20 protein-coding genes are annotated in these 15512 nt (G+C 69.3%); 10 read left to right on the top strand and 10 right to left on the bottom strand.

The window, feature by feature from the left end; all coding sequences use genetic code 11:
* Nucleotides 1-26 precede the first annotated feature (26 nt).
* The 3 genes from E6C64_RS14755 to E6C64_RS14745 form a co-directional block, all read right to left on the bottom strand.
* Nucleotides 27-647, bottom strand: a complete 621-nt coding sequence (locus E6C64_RS14755) for a uracil-DNA glycosylase family protein (RefSeq protein ID WP_136428232.1) — start codon at nt 645-647, stop codon at nt 27-29.
* A gap of 84 nt (nt 648-731) precedes the next feature.
* Entirely contained in the window at nt 732-1076 is a 345-nt protein-coding gene (locus E6C64_RS14750) for a YnfA family protein (RefSeq protein ID WP_136428231.1), read from the bottom strand.
* A gap of 63 nt (nt 1077-1139) precedes the next feature.
* Nucleotides 1140-1781 (bottom strand): hypothetical protein, encoded by a 642-nt coding sequence (locus E6C64_RS14745; RefSeq protein WP_136428230.1) that lies wholly within the window; start codon nt 1779-1781, stop codon nt 1140-1142.
* Nucleotides 1782-1999: 218 nt separating this feature from the next.
* On the opposite strand from E6C64_RS14745, the gene E6C64_RS14740 reads away from it, so the two are divergent.
* The 3 genes from E6C64_RS14740 (at nt 2000) to E6C64_RS14730 (ending at nt 3579) form a co-directional block, all read left to right on the top strand.
* On the top strand, nt 2000-3040 hold the full coding sequence (locus E6C64_RS14740; protein WP_136428229.1) for a diacylglycerol/lipid kinase family protein: 1041 nt from the start codon (nt 2000-2002) through the stop codon (nt 3038-3040).
* Between the two features lie 124 nt (nt 3041-3164).
* Nucleotides 3165-3395: a hypothetical protein gene (locus E6C64_RS14735; RefSeq protein WP_136428228.1), complete on the top strand. Its 231-nt coding sequence runs from the start codon at nt 3165-3167 to the stop codon at nt 3393-3395.
* A 4-nt stretch (nt 3396-3399) separates the two neighbouring features.
* On the top strand, nt 3400-3579 hold the full coding sequence (locus E6C64_RS14730; RefSeq protein ID WP_136428227.1) for a hypothetical protein: 180 nt from the start codon (nt 3400-3402) through the stop codon (nt 3577-3579).
* Nucleotides 3580-3639: 60 nt separating this feature from the next.
* On the opposite strand, the gene E6C64_RS14725 is transcribed toward E6C64_RS14730, so the two are convergent.
* Both E6C64_RS14725 and E6C64_RS19130 read right to left on the bottom strand, forming a co-directional pair.
* The gene (locus tag E6C64_RS14725; protein ID WP_136428226.1) at nt 3640-3996 is read right to left on the bottom strand and encodes a VOC family protein; all 357 of its coding nucleotides are present in this window, start codon (nt 3994-3996) and stop codon (nt 3640-3642) included.
* Between the two features lie 98 nt (nt 3997-4094).
* Nucleotides 4095-4244: a hypothetical protein gene (locus tag E6C64_RS19130; RefSeq protein WP_158437876.1), complete on the bottom strand. Its 150-nt coding sequence runs from the start codon at nt 4242-4244 to the stop codon at nt 4095-4097.
* A gap of 17 nt (nt 4245-4261) precedes the next feature.
* Here E6C64_RS19130 and E6C64_RS14720 point away from each other — a divergent pair, with 17 nt between their 5' ends.
* The 3 genes from E6C64_RS14720 to E6C64_RS14710 all read left to right on the top strand — a co-directional run bounded on the left by E6C64_RS14720 (nt 4262) and on the right by E6C64_RS14710 (nt 6448).
* On the top strand, nt 4262-4615 hold the full coding sequence (locus tag E6C64_RS14720) for a YciI family protein (RefSeq protein ID WP_136428225.1): 354 nt from the start codon (nt 4262-4264) through the stop codon (nt 4613-4615).
* Nucleotides 4616-4622: 7 nt separating this feature from the next.
* The gene (locus E6C64_RS14715) at nt 4623-5903 is read left to right on the top strand and encodes an RNA polymerase sigma factor (protein ID WP_199241050.1); all 1281 of its coding nucleotides are present in this window, start codon (nt 4623-4625) and stop codon (nt 5901-5903) included.
* Nucleotides 5904-6028: 125 nt separating this feature from the next.
* Entirely contained in the window at nt 6029-6448 is a 420-nt protein-coding gene (locus E6C64_RS14710) for an arsenate reductase ArsC (RefSeq protein ID WP_136428224.1), read from the top strand.
* Between the two features lie 139 nt (nt 6449-6587).
* On the opposite strand, the gene E6C64_RS14705 is transcribed toward E6C64_RS14710, so the two are convergent.
* Nucleotides 6588-8189, bottom strand: coding sequence for a xylulokinase (locus E6C64_RS14705; RefSeq protein WP_136428223.1), 1602 nt, complete (start codon nt 8187-8189; stop codon nt 6588-6590).
* A 323-nt stretch (nt 8190-8512) separates the two neighbouring features.
* Here E6C64_RS14705 and E6C64_RS14700 point away from each other — a divergent pair, with 323 nt between their 5' ends.
* Nucleotides 8513-8815: a putative quinol monooxygenase gene (locus E6C64_RS14700; RefSeq protein ID WP_136428222.1), complete on the top strand. Its 303-nt coding sequence runs from the start codon at nt 8513-8515 to the stop codon at nt 8813-8815.
* On the opposite strand, the gene E6C64_RS14695 is transcribed toward E6C64_RS14700, so the two are convergent.
* Nucleotides 8785-10041, bottom strand: coding sequence for a low temperature requirement protein A (locus E6C64_RS14695; protein ID WP_233255641.1), 1257 nt, complete (start codon nt 10039-10041; stop codon nt 8785-8787). The genes E6C64_RS14700 and E6C64_RS14695 overlap by 31 nt on opposite strands.
* Before the next feature lie 134 nt (nt 10042-10175).
* Here E6C64_RS14695 and E6C64_RS14690 point away from each other — a divergent pair, with 134 nt between their 5' ends.
* On the top strand, nt 10176-10784 hold the full coding sequence (locus E6C64_RS14690) for a hypothetical protein (RefSeq protein ID WP_136428221.1): 609 nt from the start codon (nt 10176-10178) through the stop codon (nt 10782-10784).
* 171 nt (nt 10785-10955) lie between these two features.
* On the opposite strand, the gene E6C64_RS19270 is transcribed toward E6C64_RS14690, so the two are convergent.
* Genes E6C64_RS19270 through E6C64_RS14680 form a run of 3 tightly spaced genes read right to left on the bottom strand, consistent with a single transcriptional unit; the run spans nt 10956 to nt 13093 of the window.
* Entirely contained in the window at nt 10956-11360 is a 405-nt protein-coding gene (locus E6C64_RS19270; RefSeq protein ID WP_199241049.1) for an amidase family protein, read from the bottom strand.
* Between the two features lie 54 nt (nt 11361-11414).
* Nucleotides 11415-12488: an amidase family protein gene (locus tag E6C64_RS19265; protein ID WP_199241048.1), complete on the bottom strand. Its 1074-nt coding sequence runs from the start codon at nt 12486-12488 to the stop codon at nt 11415-11417.
* 17 nt (nt 12489-12505) lie between these two features.
* Entirely contained in the window at nt 12506-13093 is a 588-nt protein-coding gene (locus E6C64_RS14680; RefSeq protein WP_136428220.1) for a TetR/AcrR family transcriptional regulator, read from the bottom strand.
* A 116-nt stretch (nt 13094-13209) separates the two neighbouring features.
* Here E6C64_RS14680 and E6C64_RS14675 point away from each other — a divergent pair, with 116 nt between their 5' ends.
* Both E6C64_RS14675 and E6C64_RS14670 read left to right on the top strand, forming a co-directional pair.
* Complete coding sequence (locus E6C64_RS14675; RefSeq protein WP_136428219.1) at nt 13210-13989, top strand: isocitrate lyase/PEP mutase family protein; 780 nt, start codon at nt 13210-13212, stop codon at nt 13987-13989.
* Between the two features lie 150 nt (nt 13990-14139).
* Entirely contained in the window at nt 14140-15378 is a 1239-nt protein-coding gene (locus E6C64_RS14670) for an MFS transporter (RefSeq protein WP_158437875.1), read from the top strand.
* Nucleotides 15379-15512 lie beyond the last annotated feature (134 nt).

The following is a 15512-nucleotide window of genomic DNA, read 5'->3' as shown; positions in this document are numbered from 1 at the left end:
TTCTCATCGCTCTCGAGAACGCGACTCTAGAAGGTCCTCCGAGCGGCGCGCTCGAAGGCGGACCGAAGCTCCGCGGCGACCGTCGGCGAGGCGATGGCCGCGTAGGCGTCGACGGTCTCGATCACGGTGAACTGGTTGGTGAGGGGCGCGATGAACTCCGCCCATGCACGCCGTGGCACCTCACCGCACAGCAGCACCGTTTCGAGCTTGGGCAGCTTGAAGAGCAGTTCCATCAGGTAGGCGCTGCCGTCACGGATGTCGGCGCGTGAGACGTCTTCGGGCTCCTGCGGCGGCGTCTCGAGGTACCAGGGAACAACCCGCCAGTGCATCGCGGTGCCCTGTTGGAGACCTGTCTCCTCGCGCATCCGCCACATGAACTCGGCCGTGTCGCTGTCGTTGTCGACGGAGAGCAGATCCGGCCCGGTGGGCGCCTCGCTGAGCGGTGTCGAGATCCAGCCATGCAGGATCAGCGAGTGCGAGTCGAGGCCGCCATCGGCGGGATCGAACTCGGGCAGCAGCTTGCCCGTCGTCACCGTGATGCCCGCCGACCACTCACGCAGCGGCGCGATGCGAGACAACCCGAGCATCTTCAGGCGCTGGCTGCGGACAGCTGGGTCGCGCATGCCGCGTGGAGCATCGAGGAACACGCCTCGATCATATGGACCGCATCACCGAGTGCTGAGCGCGCCGCGCGTTGCCGTGTGCGTCTCCCATTGCTCGTGCAAGTGGAATCAGGACTGCACAGCAGCACGCGGGCCGAACATGATGACCGCGACACCGACGATGCAGATGACCGCGCCGATGATGTCCCACCGGTCGGGCTTGAAGCCGTCCACGATCAGACCCCAGACCAGCGAGCCCGCGACGAAGACCCCGCCGTACGCGGCGAGGATCCGTCCGAAGCTCGCGTCGGGCTGCAGGGTCGCGACGAAGCCGTACGCACCGAGCGCGAGCACTCCCAGCCCGGCGAGCCACCACGGCTTGCCCTCGCGCACCGACTGCCAGATCAGCCACGCTCCCCCGATCTCCGCGACGGCGGCGAGCACGAAGAGGATGACGATGCGGGCGACGGTCATGAGGACATCCTGACGTGCATCACCCCCGGCACGCGGCCGGCGACGCGTCGCGGCCCGGCAGCGCTAGAGCAGGGTCTCGATCATCCACAGGACCGGACCGAACAGCGCCACGATGCCGACGGCCATGAACAGGGCAAGCAGGTAGGGGTGGCGCTCGCGCCAGAACAGATAGCGCGAGAAGTCTCCCCGCAGGTCGGTCAGCGTCCGCGTCTCGGCGATCCGGGTCACCGGCAGCTCGTAGAGGGACACGACGGTGCGCAGCGCCTCCTCGCCCCAGAATCGTCCACGCATCCTCAGACGCACTCTGTCGTCGGCATCGAGCAGGAACAGATGGTCGAAGCTGCTCGACGAATTGCCGTCGGTCACCGGGATGAGCAGGATCGAACGCATCTCCTCGCGCCGGGTCACCATGGGCGGCCCGAACAGGTCGGTCTCGGTGAATCCGTGCGGGGAGAAGACGACCTTCGCCCGGGCGAGGATGCGGCGCAGGAAGATCGAGATCGCGAGCATCACGACCTGGAGCAGCACGATGTACCCCCACGTGCCGTTGGACACCGTGAGCGCATACAGCGCGGTGAGCGGGGGCACGATGAGGCAGGTCGCGCTGACGGCGTAGCGCCGGGTCAGCGTACTGACGAGGGGGCGGATGACCGTGCCTTCGCCGGCGAGGAGATCGGCGTGCGGAGTCTGAGAGGCGATGGTCACGAAGCGGCGCCCTCCTTATCCGTCGAGGCTATGGCCCGGCTATCGGGGTACAGACCCGCCGCGCCGAACTGCTCCGCATCCGGGATTCCGGCGAAGACACGGCGATCGTCCGCGACTCCCGCTCTACGAATGCACAGGAGGCCGCGTGCCATAGTACGAGCAGCTGTACCCCGTCGGCGCGCGCTCGCCGACCCACCGACGCTGCCTCAAGGAGCCGAATGTCCGCCCGATCCCGCCCATCCGCAGCCGACGAACCCTCGGTCGTCGCGATCGTCATCAACCCGAGCAAGTTCGACGATCCCGAGGCGACCAAGGCTGAGGTTCGGGACCTCGTCCTGTCGTACGGCTGGGGCGAACCCCTGTGGTTCGAGACGACCAAGGAGGACTCGGGAACGGCGGCCGCAGAGGAGGCGCTGACCCACTCCCCCGACCTCGTCTGCGCGATGGGCGGCGACGGAACCGTGCGGGCCGTGGCGAGCGTGCTCCGAGGCGGCTCGGTGCCATACGGCATCCTGCCCAGCGGCACGGGCAACCTCCTCGCCCGCAACCTGGGCATCCCGTTCAACTCCCTGCCTGACGCGGTCGAGATCGCGCTCAAGGGCCAGGATCACGGCATCGACGTGGGTCTCGCCACCTTCGACGACGGCGTCGAGCGGGTCTTCATGGTGATGAGCGGAGTCGGCCTCGACGCCACGATCATGGACAAAACCGACGACGAGCTCAAGAAGAAGATGGGCTGGGGCGCCTACGTCGTTGCCGGCGGAGCGAACCTCTTCGGCGGCGGCTTCGAGGCCACCGTGACGGTGGGCGATGAGAGCGAGTCGAGCCAGAAGAGCCTGATGGTCCTGGCCTGCAACTGCAGCTCGGTGGTCGCCAACATCGAACTGGCCCCTGGAGCCCGCGTCGACGACGGCCAGCTCGACCTCGTCCTGCTGCGTCCGAACGTCATCGCCGGCTGGCTGGGCGTCGCCATCGACGTCGCCGTCGGCAACCGCAACGGTCTGGCCTCGTTGCGGCAGTGGGCCGGGCCTGACGCGACGTTCGAGCTGGATCGTCCTGTGCTCGCGGAGCTGGACGGCGATCCCGTCGGCGAGACCCAGAGCGGGCGATTCGGCGTGGACCCGGGTGCACTCATCTGCCGTCTGCCCGTGCCGGCCAAGCACCACCCTGGTCTGAGGGCGACCAAGCCGACGAACGATGTCGTCGAAGACGCGCCGAAGGCGGACAACGGCGAGCGGGTCGGCGCAGACCAGGGCTGACCGGTCGACCGACCTCGGGCCGGTCCGGAACCGGTCGACAACCGGCCGGAAGATGAGAATTGCTAAGTCGGAGCATTCGCTGAGAGTTCGCGGCGGCGGCCGATGTCAGCGGCATCATCTCTCTATGGACGCCGTCGAGGGTTTTCAGAGGGTCGTGGATCGCCTGCACGAGTGGTTCTGCGAGCTCGATCGACATCTGGTCGAGACCGTCCTTCGGGATGAGACCCTCGAGTACCAGTCGCGACTGCGGATGGGCATCTACGGTCCGGCGGCCGAGCATGGCGCCTTCGCCCGCCTGCAGGAGCTGCGGGATCACGCCGATGCCGCCCTGCTCCTCGATGTGGAAGCGGCCTGAGGACATGATGAACGAGCGAGACAAGGCGACGAACGGCACGGGCGAGGGCAACTCGACCGATACGACCGAGGGACAGGACTCGTACACCGAGCAGCTCCCCGACGGTTCGCCCAGCGGCAACGCGACCGAAGACCCGGAGCAGGAGTCGGACACCACGTCCGGCGGCGACCCCGAGGACGACTAGCTCCTCAGGGGCTGACTTCCCACCGGTTCGAGAGGATCGGAGGGGCGCTGCACGCGCGTCCTACGCGGTCGCCTCCCAGAGCTCGATCCGGTTGCCCTCCGGATCGGTGACCCAGCCGAACCGGCCGATCCCCTCCATCTCCTGAGTCTCCGCCGAAACGGCCGCCCCGCGATCACGCAGCTGGGCGAGCATGGCGTCGAGATCGCGCACCCGGAAGTTCAGCATCACCTGCTGCTCCATTCGGCCGAAGTAGTCGGTATCGGAGGCGAACGGCGCGAAGATTGTCGCCCCCGCCTCCTGCTGCCACGGCTCGGCGCCCTCCGCATCGAGGCCGAGACACTCGCGGTACCAGGTGGTCAGAGCCGCCGGATCCGCTGCGCGCACGAAGTAGCCGCCGATCCCGAGTAAGCGTTCCATCCGTTCAGAGTGGCACCGCGTGCGGCGCCGGAACAGGCGCACCGAAAACCCATCTGAAGAATTTCGAGGAACCCTGTCGATCGGTCGGCGCCGCTGCGTCATCCCAGTGACAGGGCACCCGCCCTCAGCGACAGGACGAGATGGCGGACCGATCGATCCGCCGCTTCGTCGTTCGCATCGGCCATGATCTGGTGGTGACGGTTCTCGCAGCCGTGATCATCGGCGACATCGGCCTCCAGCCCGCCCATCCAGCAAGGAGATCACCATGCAGTACATGTTCCTCATCCACACGGACGAGTCCGTCGCCCCATCCCCCGGCACCCCCGAATTCGACGCCTGGCTCGGCGGATGGGTCGCCTACAACCAGTCGCTCGTCGCGGGCGGCAACTGGATCGACGGCGGCAGCCTGACCCCGGCCGCCACGGCCACGACCGTCAGGATCGGATCGCAGCCTGCCATCGTCGACGGCCCGTTCTCCGAGGCGAAGGAGCAGTTCGGCGGCTTCTACCTGATCGAGGCCGCCGATCTCGACGAGGCGCTCGCCCTTGCCGCACGCATCCCGCTGGCCGAGGCCAGCGTCGAGGTCCGGCCGGTCGCCGCGCGCGCCCTCGGCGTCTGAGCGACCTGTGACGGAGCACGCGCGCGAGCAGGCAGCCCTGCTGCTCGCGCGCGTCTCCCGCGAGCACTACGGACGGATCGTCGCGCTGCTCGCGCGCCGCTTCAGCGACGTGCACCTCGCCGACGATGCCATGCAGGATGCGCTCGTCCAGGCCGCGGAGGCATGGCCGCGCGACGGCGCACCCGACAACCCGGCGGCGTGGCTGTACACGGTCGCCCGCAACCACGCGATCGACCTGCTGCGTCGCGATGAGGTGCGACGGCGCCGGCTGGCATCGGTCGCGCCCGAGCTGCTGCTGGCGAGCGAACCGGAGGAGGTGCCCGCGATGATCGACGACGAAGCCTACGGGCCTGCCGGTTCGGACGACGACGAGCGGCTCCGCCTGCTCCTGCTCTGCTGCCATCCCGCTCTCGATCGCGACGCCCAGGTGGCCCTGACCCTGCGGCTCGTCGGCGGCCTGACCACGCCGGAGATCGCCGCCGCCTTCCTGGTCCCCGAGGCGACCATGGCGCAGCGGATCGTGCGGGCCAAGCGCAAGATCCGGGATGCCGGCATCCCGCTCTCGATCCCCGCCGACCTCTCGTCGCGTGTGTCCGCGCTGCTGACCGTGTTGTACCTCGTCTTCAACGAGGGATACCTCGCGCGGTCCGACTTTGGCGCGCTCGACCGGGTCGATCTCGCAGAGGAGGCGATCCGACTGACCCGGGTCGCAGTCGACCTGCTGCCCGATGAACCCGAGGCGGCGGCACTGCTCGCCATCGAGCTGTACGCCCACTCTCGGCGCGAGACGCGCGCAGACGGCGCGGGCGATCTGGTCCTGCTCGCCGATCAGGATCGCTCCCGATGGGACGGCCGGCTGATCAGCGCGGGCGATCAGGCATTGGGAGCCGCGTTGCGGCAGGGTCGGCCCGGGGTCTACCAGGTCGAGGCCTTGATCGCCTCACAGCACGCGCACGCCCGGGTGGCGGCGGACACCGATTGGCCGAGGATCGTCACGCTCTACGATCAGCTGCTCGCGATGACCGGATCGCCGGTCGTGGCGCTCAACCGTGCGCTGGCCATCGCGATGGCGGACGGGCCGGGAGCCGGGTTGGCCGCCCTCGATCGGATCACCGGCCTCGATGGCTATCACCTCTTCCATGCCGGCCGGGCCGAGCTGCTGCTCCGAGCCGGACGCATCTCAGAGGCGCGCGCCGCATTCGCACGCTCCCTCGAGCTGGTCGCGAATCCGGCGGAGCGCCGTCATCTCGAGCGTCGCCTCCGCACGGTCGCTCCGACCGCGGAGTAGGCCGACCTGGCTCGCGCTGTGCGAGCGGGTCGGAGGTGGGCATGGCGTCGGTCCGGTCGCAGATTGACATGCCTCGATGGGTTGGCGAAGCTGTCCATCGACACTCATCGATCGGTTGGAGCCGAATGTCCGTCCCTACCGTGCTCTTCGTCTGCGTGCACAACGCGGGCCGCTCGCAGATGGCCGCCGGCTATCTGCAGGCCTTCGCCGGCGACTCCGTCCGCGTCCTGTCCGCGGGCTCGGAGCCGAAGGATCAGATCAATCCGGTCGCGGTCCAGGCCATGACCGAGGAGGGCATCGACATCAGGGCGAACTCCCCCAAGCTCCTCAGCACCGAGGCGGTGCAGGAGTCCGATGTGGTGATCACGATGGGCTGCGGCGACGCCTGCCCGTACTTCCCCGGCAAGCGCTACGAGGACTGGGAGCTCGAGGACCCGGCCGGCAAGGACATCGAGACCGTCCGCCGCGTCCGCGACGACATCAAGGCCCGGGTGCAGCAGCTGCTCGCCGAGCTCAGCCCCGTGCACGCGGAAATTCGTCCGTAACGCCGGGAAGGCAGACGACCGGCCGACCTGACCGTCGTCGAGAAGCCGAAAAGTGCGGCTATGCGCGCGTCACTCCCGCACTTTTCGGCTTCTCGGCCGCTGCGCCCCGAGCCACACGACCGAGGACGCGATGCGGGGGTCAGGGCAGCGCGGTGACCGCCGACTGCTCGATCGCCAGGCCCGCGCGGTACTGCTCGAGGTAGGCGGCGAAGCCGGCCACGTCCGTCGCATCGGGCTGCACGGTGGCGAACTGCGCCCCGGCGAACACCCGGGAGCGCAGCCAGGCATCGAGATCCAGTTCGGTGTCGTCGGCCGCGTAGGCGGCGAGCACCGCGATCCCCCAGGCGCCGCCCTCCGATGCCGTGTCGGCGAGCGAGACCGGCGCACCGATGGCCGCCGCCAAGAAGCGCTGCGCGACTCCGGCTGTGCGGAACAGCCCGCCGTGCGCGAACATCTGGTCGAGGCTGACCCCCTCATCCGTCAGCACCTTCATGCCCAGGGCGAGCGTCGCGAAGACGCCGTAGAGCTGAGCGCGCATGAAGTTGCCGAGGGTGAACGCACTGTCCGGGGTGCGGACCACGAGCGGCCGCCCCTCGTCGAGTCCCGCGATGGGCTCACCCGACAGCTGGTTGTAGGCCAGCAGGCCACCGGCATCGGGCGCACCGGCCAGCGCCTCGCTGAACAGCGTGGTGAAGACGGCATCCGAGCTGGCGGGCAGTCCCGCCGCCGCCGCGAACTGCGAGAACAGGGACACCCACGCGCCGAGCTCGCTGGCGCCGTTGTTGCAGTGCACCATCGCGACCGGATCGCCGGCGGGCGTGGTGACCATGTCGATCTCGTGGTGCAGGCCGGCCAGCGGCCCCTCGAGCACGAGCATGGCGAAGATGCTGGTGCCGGCGCTCACATTGCCGGTGCGGGGAGCCACCGAGAGGGTCGCGACCATGCCTGTACCCGCGTCGCCCTCTGGCGGGGCGAGGATCGCCCCCGGCTTCAGCGCCCCAGTCGGATCGAGCAGGGCGGCGCCTTCGGTGGTGAGCTGACCCGCCGCCTGACCGGCCACGAGCACCTCGGGCAGCAGGTCGCTGAGCCGCAAGCCGGGTGCTCGCTCGGCGACGAGGGCGTCGTACCGGAAGACGAGAGCGGTGTCGTAGTCCTTCGTGGTCGAGTCGATCGGGAACATCCCCGATGCGTCGCCCACTCCGAGGACCTTGCGGCCCGTCAGCCTCCAGTGCACGTAGCCGGCCAAGGTGGTGAGGAAGGCGATCTGCGGAACATGCGGCTCAGCATCGAGAACCGCCTGGTGCAGGTGCGCGATCGACCAGCGCAACGGGATGTTCACCCCGAACAGCTCGGTGAGCTCCGCGGCCGCTGGCCCGGTGTTGGTGTTCCGCCAGGTGCGGAACGGCACGAGCAGCTCGTCGGCGGCGTCGAAGGCGAGGTAGCCGTGCATCATCGCGGAGACCCCGATGGCGGAGAAGGAGACGGGGCGCAGTCCGTGCTGCTCCCGGGCGTCCTCGGCGAGCGCGGAGTACGCGCTGCGGATGCCGGACCAGACGTCGTCCAGCGAGTAGGTCCACAGCCGATCGACGAGCTGGTTCTCCCATTCGTGACTGCCGACCGCGATCACGGTCCCGAGGTCGTCTCCGATCAGGCAGATTTTGATCCGGGTCGAGCCCAGCTCGATGCCGAGCGAGGTGCGCCCGGCGCGGATGGCCTCTGCGGCAGCTGTCGGGTCGGCCATGTTCGTTCTCCTGTAGCTCGGCTTCGGTGCTGGTGCGCGTGCTGGTGCTGGTGCTGATGCGCTGGTCCGGCGCTGATCGCGCCCCGATCATCGTGCCAGGTCCATCGAGCACGCGCAGACTTCGACCGCCCGCGTGCGGCCCGACGTCCGATCGCACCGCCGAGTTGACCCGAACCGCCGCTATAGGCATGCGAGACGGGCGGTTCGCGTCAACTCGAGGGACTGCTACTCCAGATGCGCTCGGAGGTGCTCGGAGGTGCTCGGAGGTGCTCGGAGGTGCTCGACTGTCCGTAGGATCTGCACGGGTGAGGAGAGGGACTTCCATGGCATTCGTCTGCAACGCGGTCTGGACCGTCAAGCCCGGCAGCGAGGCGATCGTCCTCGATGCTCTCGCCCGTCTCACCGCCGGCTCGCGCCAGGAGCCGGGCAACCTGATCTACCAGCCCTACATCGACCCCGAGGACCCCCGGGTGATCCGGATCTTCGAGGTCTACGTCGATGCCGATGCCTTCGCGGCGCACGGGGCGTCCGCGCACTTCGCCGAGCACGCTCTCGGTCGGGCGATCCCCCAGCTCGAAGATCGCCGACGCGAGCTCTACGAGACGCTGGAGCTTCCGGCGATCTGACCGGACCCGGCGGACCGGGGCGGGGCCGATCGGGGCAGGTACTCCGAGGCGACCACCAGCACGAGGATGCCCGCGGTCGCCGCGATGGCTGCCGCGAGGCCGATGGACCCTGCGAGAAGCGCTGCCGCCACGATCGCCGCGGCACCTCCGAGAGCCACGGGCGCGCGGACGAGCGACCGGATGCCGAGGGGTCCGTGCAGCGCCCACATCATGACGAGCGCGATCGCGACAGGGACCGCGATGCCCAGGGCGGCCGCGACCGAGCCGACGACCGCCTCCCCCTCCTCCGCCGCCATCGCTGCGCCGGCCGCCAGCGCATGGTCGACCTCGGCCGCCGCATGGCCGATGGTGACGACCGCCACCTCGAGGCCCGCGCCGATGGATGCGAGCGCGGCGAACAGGAAGTAGTGCCCGTAGCCCCACCAGAAGCTGCGATCGGGCCGGGCCGCGAGGCCGTCGCCGACCGGCTGGAGGAAGTAGATCCACCACAGGGCGAACAGGATCACAAGCCCGGAGAGGCCGACGGCCGCGAGGGACGGCGTCAGCTCCGCCTGTGCGAAGGCGACCGTCGCCGCCAGCACGCTCTCGCCGAGCAGGATGATCACGAACAGCCCGTAGCGCTCCGCGATGTGATGCGGATGCCAGCTCGTGCGGCCCGAGCGTTCGGCCCAGGCCGGCACCGCCATGTCGAGGATCGCCACGAGGAAGAAGGCCGGGAACTGGACCTCGTACGGAAGCAGCAGCCGGGCGAACCACAGGACCTGGACAGCCGTGATCCCTCCGGCGTAGCGGAACGCCGTCGTCCGTCCCTCGGGATGCTGGATGCCCGCGCGGATCCACTGGGACACGAGGCCGACCCGCATGACGAGGTAGCCGATGGTGGCGCCGGCGTACTCGCCCTCGAACGCTCGCGCTGCGCTGGCGGCGATGATCAGCGCACCGGCCATCTGCACCAGGGTGAGCAGCCGATAGGGGACGTCGTCGGTGTCATAGGCGGAGGCGAACCAGGTGAAGTTCATCCAGGCCCACCAGATGGCGAAGAACACCATGACGAACGGCAGGATTCCCTCGAGCAGGTGCCCTTCCTCGACTGAGTGCGCGAGCGCAGCGGCGAGCTGGGCGACCGCCACCACGAACACGAGGTCGACCAGCAGCTCCAGCGGGGACGAGACGCGGTGAGCCTCGCGGGTCTCACGGGCGGTCATCCGCTTCAGCAGGGTGGGCACGCACCCATTCTCGTGGCGTCCGACGGCCGCCCGGCACGCGTCGAGCGAGCCGGATCTCGGCTGACGCCCTCCGCATCGAGGAATCTTCGCTCCGAGTTCACCCCGACGCCGCCGGTGAGGTCTAGCGTGACGCCATGGAGCCCGAGACCATCCTGCAGCGCCCCGCAGAGCCGATCCGCGACGCCCTGGGGCTGCGACTCAGGCCGGCGCTTCTCGCCGCCGGGCTGCTGATCGGCTCCTCGGTGCTCCAGATACTCGCCTCGCTCGAACGGTGGGGTCCCGCGGCGAACGGATGGACGCGTTCGGACTTCCTCATCGAGGACCACCGCTTCGACTACTTCTTCCCCGCGTACCCGTGGGAGCCGATCGGCTCAGCCGCTCAGCTGCTCGGCGTGGGTCTGTTGCTGCTCGCCGCTGGAATCGCCTCCTTCGCCATCGCGGTGCGCCCTTCGGGGAAGTCCACCTCGTTCGTCATGCCGGCGCTTCTGTCGGTGATCGCCGCGGCCCCCTTCGGACTGCTCGGCCTGCACGCACTCGTATCCGGGATCACCGGCAGGCCCGCGTTCGCGGACGCCGCCTGGTACGTCTTCTCGCTGCTATCGATCGTCGGCCTCATCGCGCTCGCAGTCCTGAGCGCACGACATTCGATCGCCTGGTCGGTCGCGAGCATCGCACTCATCGGGTCCACGCTGATCGGCTACATCGTCTCGACGTTCGCCGTCGCGCCGGCCGTCGCCGGCTAACAGTCGTATGACACGACCCCGTGGACGGAGACGATCGTGGCCGGATGGCCGGCATTCGCCGCGTTGCTCATCCTGAGCGGCGCGGTCTGGCGGGCGAGGAGTGCCGCCGAAGCCGTCACCGCCTGAACGACCGAGCTCCTCGACGCCTGTCTCTTCTCGCCCGCGCAGACCTCAGTCGCCCAGGTATTCCAGCAGCGCCGGAAGCGGCACCGCGGGCTGGACGTCCTGCCAGGTCCGCGCCGCGCTCAGCAGGCCGCGCTCGTCATGGTTGCGGCCGATGAGCTGGACGCCGATCGGCAGACCCGCCGCACCGAGGCCGGCGGGCAGCGCTATGGCCGGCGCATTGATGAGGGTCGCCAGGATCGAGACCTCCATCCATCGGTGATAGGTGTCCATGGTCCGTCCGGCCACCTCGCGCGGCCAGGTGAGCTCGGCGTCGAACGGGAACAGCTGCGCCGTCGGCAGGGCGATCACATCGACGTCGGCCAGCAGCCCTCGGATGGATTCGTACAGATCCGATCGACGCGCGGATGCCGCGATGAACTGGGCGGCGGAAATCGGCGCGCGACCTTCCACGCCGAGGCCGCCTTCGATCTCCCAGATCGCTTCGGGCTTGAGTCGCGTCCGCAGCTAGGGGTCCGCGTACAGCGACGCGGCGGAAGCGGACGTCGATGCATGGCGGTAGGTCAGCCAGGTCGGCCACAGGTCCTGCACACCGGCGAAGCTTCCGTGCTGCGGGAGCGAGTCGATCTCGACGACGGTCGCGCCAGAATCCTCGAGCCGTCCGAGAGCGAAGCGGATCACCTCCAGCACCTCGGGCTCGACGGCGAGGTATCCGCCGAGGTCCCCGAGCCAGCCGATCCGAAGCCGTCCAGGCTCCACCGAGGTTGTCGCGGCCAGCGAACCGCCGTCGTCGTGGATCGACAGCGGCGCGCGCGGGTCATACCCCGACATCGTCGCGAGCAGCAGGGCGAGATCCTGCGCCGATCGGGCGATCGGACCCTCGACCCCGCCGTGCAGGGTGAACTGGTCCCCGCCGAAGGAGGGCACCCGACCGAACGACGGTCGCATGCCGAGCACGCCGTTCCAACCGGGCGGATTGCGCAGCGATCCCATGAAGTCGCTGCCGTCGGCGACGGGAAGCATGCGGAGCGCGACCGCGACGGCCGCTCCCCCGCTGCTGCCGCCGGCGGTGCGCGTCTGGTCGTAGGCGTTGCGGGTCGTGCCGTAGACGGTGTTGTAGGTGTGCGAGCCGAGCCCGAACTCCGGGGTGTTGGTGCGACCGATGAAGATCGCGCCCGCCGCACGGATGCGCTCGACGAAGAGGTCGTCCCCCTCCGCGGGTGGCTGGTGGTCGCTCTCGCGGAAGAACCCGGCCGAGGTGGTCCAGCCGGCGACGTCCGCGAGATCCTTCACGGCGTGCGGGAAGCCGTGCATCCAGCCGTCGACGACATCGTGTGCGAGGAGCCGGTCCTTCTCCGCGGCCTCCTCGAGCAGTTCGGATCGAGGGCGCAGCGCGACGAGTGCCGTGACCGACGGATTGACGATGTCGATGTGGTCGAGATAGGCGGTCATCACCTCGACGCAGCTGACCACCCGGCCGCGGATGGCGGACGAGAGCTCCGCCGCGCTCCACAGCACGATGCGCCGAAGGTCGGCCGGGCGCGGGACTGTCGGCCAATCGATGGCCGGGATGGCACTCACGGGAGCCGCTCCTGCCGTCAGCTGGTCACCGCGAGCGCCTCGCGGAGTCCGGCATCCGACAGCGCGATCAGAGATTCAGCCGCCCGGCGCGCCTGCCCAGCCGCCTCGGGGGTCCCGCTGATCGCCGCGGTCGTCTGCGCGCCCTCCGCCAGGATCGCGAGCTGCGCCGCCAGTTCGGAGGATCCGCCGATGTCGTGGACGAGGCGCGTGAGGCTGGCCTGGAACGATCGCTTGTGGGAGCGCACCGCGTCGGCGACGGAGGGTGACACGGCGCCGAGCTCGCCGAACGCGTTGATGAACCCGCAGCCCCGGAACGAGTCGATGCAGAACCAGTCGGCCAGGTAGTCATAGACGGCGAGGAGCCGGTCGCGCGGCGACGATGCCGCCTCGATCGCGGTCTCGAGCCCCTGCGACCAGAGGGCGTGCCGACGCTCGAGCACGGCGAGCACGATCGCCTCCTTGGACGGGAACAGCGTGTAGAGCCGCTTGAGCGAGACACCGGACTCGGCCTTGAGCACGTCCATGCCGACCGCCTGGATGCCGCGACCGTAGAACAGCGCATCGGCCGTCCCGATCACGTGCTCACGCACGTCGTGTGTCGTCATGCGACAAGTGTAACTTGCAGGAGAACGATCGTTCACCTAGGCTCGGACAGCCTTGAGAACGGACGTTCTCAGCAGCCCGCGCCGCAGTGCGCTCCCCCGGATGACAGGAAGACCCCATGACAGATTCCACGACGGCCGATCGCGCCCTCACCCTCCAGTCGCTCCACCAAGCCCCCGAGATCCTGCGGGTCGTCAACGTGTGGGACGCGATCAGCGCCGCGACCGTCGCCGCTCTCCCCGAGACGAAGGCCATCGCCACCGCAGGCCACTCGATCGCCGCGACCTTCGGATACAAGGACGGCGGCATGCCACTGGATGTCGCCCTCGCAGGCGCCAGGGCCGTGGTGGACGCGGTGAACCTGCCCGTCTCCGCGGACCTCGACGACGGATACGACAACCCGGGCGAGACCATCCGCCGCGCCATCGCACTGGGCATCGTGGGCGCGAACGTCGAGGACCGCCTCCGTCCGTTCGACGACTCCGTCGCCCGCGTGGCCGCGATCATCGCTGCAGCAGAGGCAGAGGGTGTCGCCTTCCAGCTGAACGCCCGCACCGACGCGATCGTCCGCGGCGGCGACCGCCCGATCGAGCAGAGCATCGAGGACGCCATCGCACGCGGCAAGGCCTTCCTCGACGCAGGCGCCGCCCTGGTCTTCGTTCCCGGCGCGGTCACCCGCGAGGTCGTCGAGCCCCTCGTCGCCGGACTCGGCGCGGGCAAGCTCTCGGTCATCGGACTGCCCGGCGCCCTGACGGCCGCCGAGTACCAGGAGCTCGGCGTCGCCCGCATCTCCTACGGCCCACTGACTCAGCGCGTCGCGCTGCGTGCGCTGCGCGACCTGGCCACCGACCTGTACGGCAACGGCGTCATCCCCGAGGACACCCCGGCCCTCAACTGATCAGGCGCTCGAACCTCGAGTCGAGAAGCCGAAGAGTGCGGGAATGCGAGTCGGATTCCCGCACTTTTCGGCTTCTCAGCCGCGGCGTCGGCTCACACGCCCCGCGGCTGCGCCGAGGCCCGCCGTGCTTCTGGGAACCTTGAAGCAACTGTGTCTACTTCACCTGCCTCCGCGTCCGTGCTCACCTCGGGGTCCGAGCCCGCATTCCCCGTCTTCCGCCTGCTGGTCCTCGCGGGCGCGATCTTCGTCTCCGTCTCGAGCGAGTTCCTGCCGACCGCTCTGCTGCCGAACATCGCGGCCGACCTCGGCGTCAGCGAGTCGAAGGTCGGCATCCTCGTGACCGTCTTCGCGGGAACCGTGGCGCTGACCTCGATCCCGATGACCATCCTGACTCGGCGGCATTCGCGCAAGGCGCTGCTGATCATCACCCTGTCGGTGTTCGCGATCTCCAATGTGCTCTCCGCGATCGCGCCGACCTACGAGACCCTGTTGGCGACCCGCGTCCTCGGCGGATTGGCGCACGGGCTGTTCTGGGCGGTCGCCGGTCCATACGCCGCGCTTCTCGTCACCCCGCGTCAGCTCGCCCGTGCCATCGCGCTCACCACCGGCGGCGGTTCGCTCGCCTTCATCCTCGGCGTCCCGTTCGCCGCTGCGCTCGGGTTCGCCCTCGGCTGGCGGCTCGCCTTCGTGGCCATGGCGGTGCTGGTGACGGCCTTCCTCGTGCTCACCATCGTCGCCCTGCCCTCCGTCGACCATCGACCGAGGCTGACCACCGGCGCGATCGCCGTCCCGCTCCGTCAGGATCGCTCCCTTCGAGCCGTCCTTCTGGTCGCGGTGTCCGTGCTGCTCCTCGCGACCGGACACAACGCCTTCTACACCTACATCGCGCCCTGGACGATCCAGATCGGAGGCGTCTCCCCCGACCTGGTCAGCGTGGTGCTGCTCGCGTTCGGCCTCGCGGGACTGCTCGGCGCGGTCCTCGCCGGGGTCTTCGGCGATCGGTGGCCGCGGCTCTTCGTCAACGTCGCCGGTCCGGCGGTGGCGGTGATGTGCGTACTGCTCGCACTCTTCGGACACGGCTTCATCGCCGTCGTGGTGCTGATGATGATGTGGAGCACCTCGTTCGGCGGGCTGCCGCCGATGCTGCACACCCGCAATCTGCACGGTTCATCGGTGCCGATGCGGGCGATCTCGGGATCGATCATCACCACCGCGTTCAACATCGCCATCGGCCTCGGAGCACTGGTCGGCGGCGTCGTGCTCGATCACCTCGGCCTCGCCTGGGTGCCGTGGGTCTCGGCCGGCATCGTGATCGTCGGCGCCGCGTTCACCCTGGCGACGGATCGCGCTCGGATCGCCGCGCACCCCGCCGACGCGCACCGGGGCTGACGATCCCGCGCGGCTGACCGGCGCGAGGACGATCTGGCGTCACGGCCGTCTGCGGAGTAGCGTTCGAGCTCGGTCGACATCGATCGCCCCGCTCGACTCAGGAGGTGACACCCATGAACGCACGATCCACTCTG

The organism is Naasia lichenicola, assembly GCF_004801885.1.
Taxonomy (GTDB): Bacteria; Actinomycetota; Actinomycetes; order Actinomycetales; family Microbacteriaceae; genus Naasia; species Naasia lichenicola.
The sequence above is the reverse complement of the archived record's forward strand: the minus strand, read 5'-3'. Positions and strand labels throughout refer to the sequence as shown.

Coding starts and splice junctions, on each gene's coding strand:
- E6C64_RS19130 (WP_158437876.1), bottom strand. CDS start 4,244: ATGGGCGGGCTGGAGGCCGATGTCGCCGATGATCACGGCTGCGAGAAC.
- E6C64_RS14705 (WP_136428223.1), bottom strand. CDS start 8,189: ATGGCCGACCCGACAGCTGCCGCAGAGGCCATCCGCGCCGGGCGCACC.
- E6C64_RS14730 (WP_136428227.1), top strand. CDS start 3,400: ATGATGAACGAGCGAGACAAGGCGACGAACGGCACGGGCGAGGGCAAC.
- E6C64_RS14720 (WP_136428225.1), top strand. CDS start 4,262: ATGCAGTACATGTTCCTCATCCACACGGACGAGTCCGTCGCCCCATCC.
- E6C64_RS14680 (WP_136428220.1), bottom strand. CDS start 13,093: ATGACGACACACGACGTGCGTGAGCACGTGATCGGGACGGCCGATGCG.
- E6C64_RS14710 (WP_136428224.1), top strand. CDS start 6,029: ATGTCCGTCCCTACCGTGCTCTTCGTCTGCGTGCACAACGCGGGCCGC.
- E6C64_RS14690 (WP_136428221.1), top strand. CDS start 10,176: ATGGAGCCCGAGACCATCCTGCAGCGCCCCGCAGAGCCGATCCGCGAC.
- E6C64_RS14735 (WP_136428228.1), top strand. CDS start 3,165: ATGGACGCCGTCGAGGGTTTTCAGAGGGTCGTGGATCGCCTGCACGAG.
- E6C64_RS14740 (WP_136428229.1), top strand. CDS start 2,000: ATGTCCGCCCGATCCCGCCCATCCGCAGCCGACGAACCCTCGGTCGTC.
- E6C64_RS14750 (WP_136428231.1), bottom strand. CDS start 1,076: ATGACCGTCGCCCGCATCGTCATCCTCTTCGTGCTCGCCGCCGTCGCG.
- E6C64_RS14700 (WP_136428222.1), top strand. CDS start 8,513: ATGGCATTCGTCTGCAACGCGGTCTGGACCGTCAAGCCCGGCAGCGAG.
- E6C64_RS14725 (WP_136428226.1), bottom strand. CDS start 3,996: ATGGAACGCTTACTCGGGATCGGCGGCTACTTCGTGCGCGCAGCGGAT.
- E6C64_RS14675 (WP_136428219.1), top strand. CDS start 13,210: ATGACAGATTCCACGACGGCCGATCGCGCCCTCACCCTCCAGTCGCTC.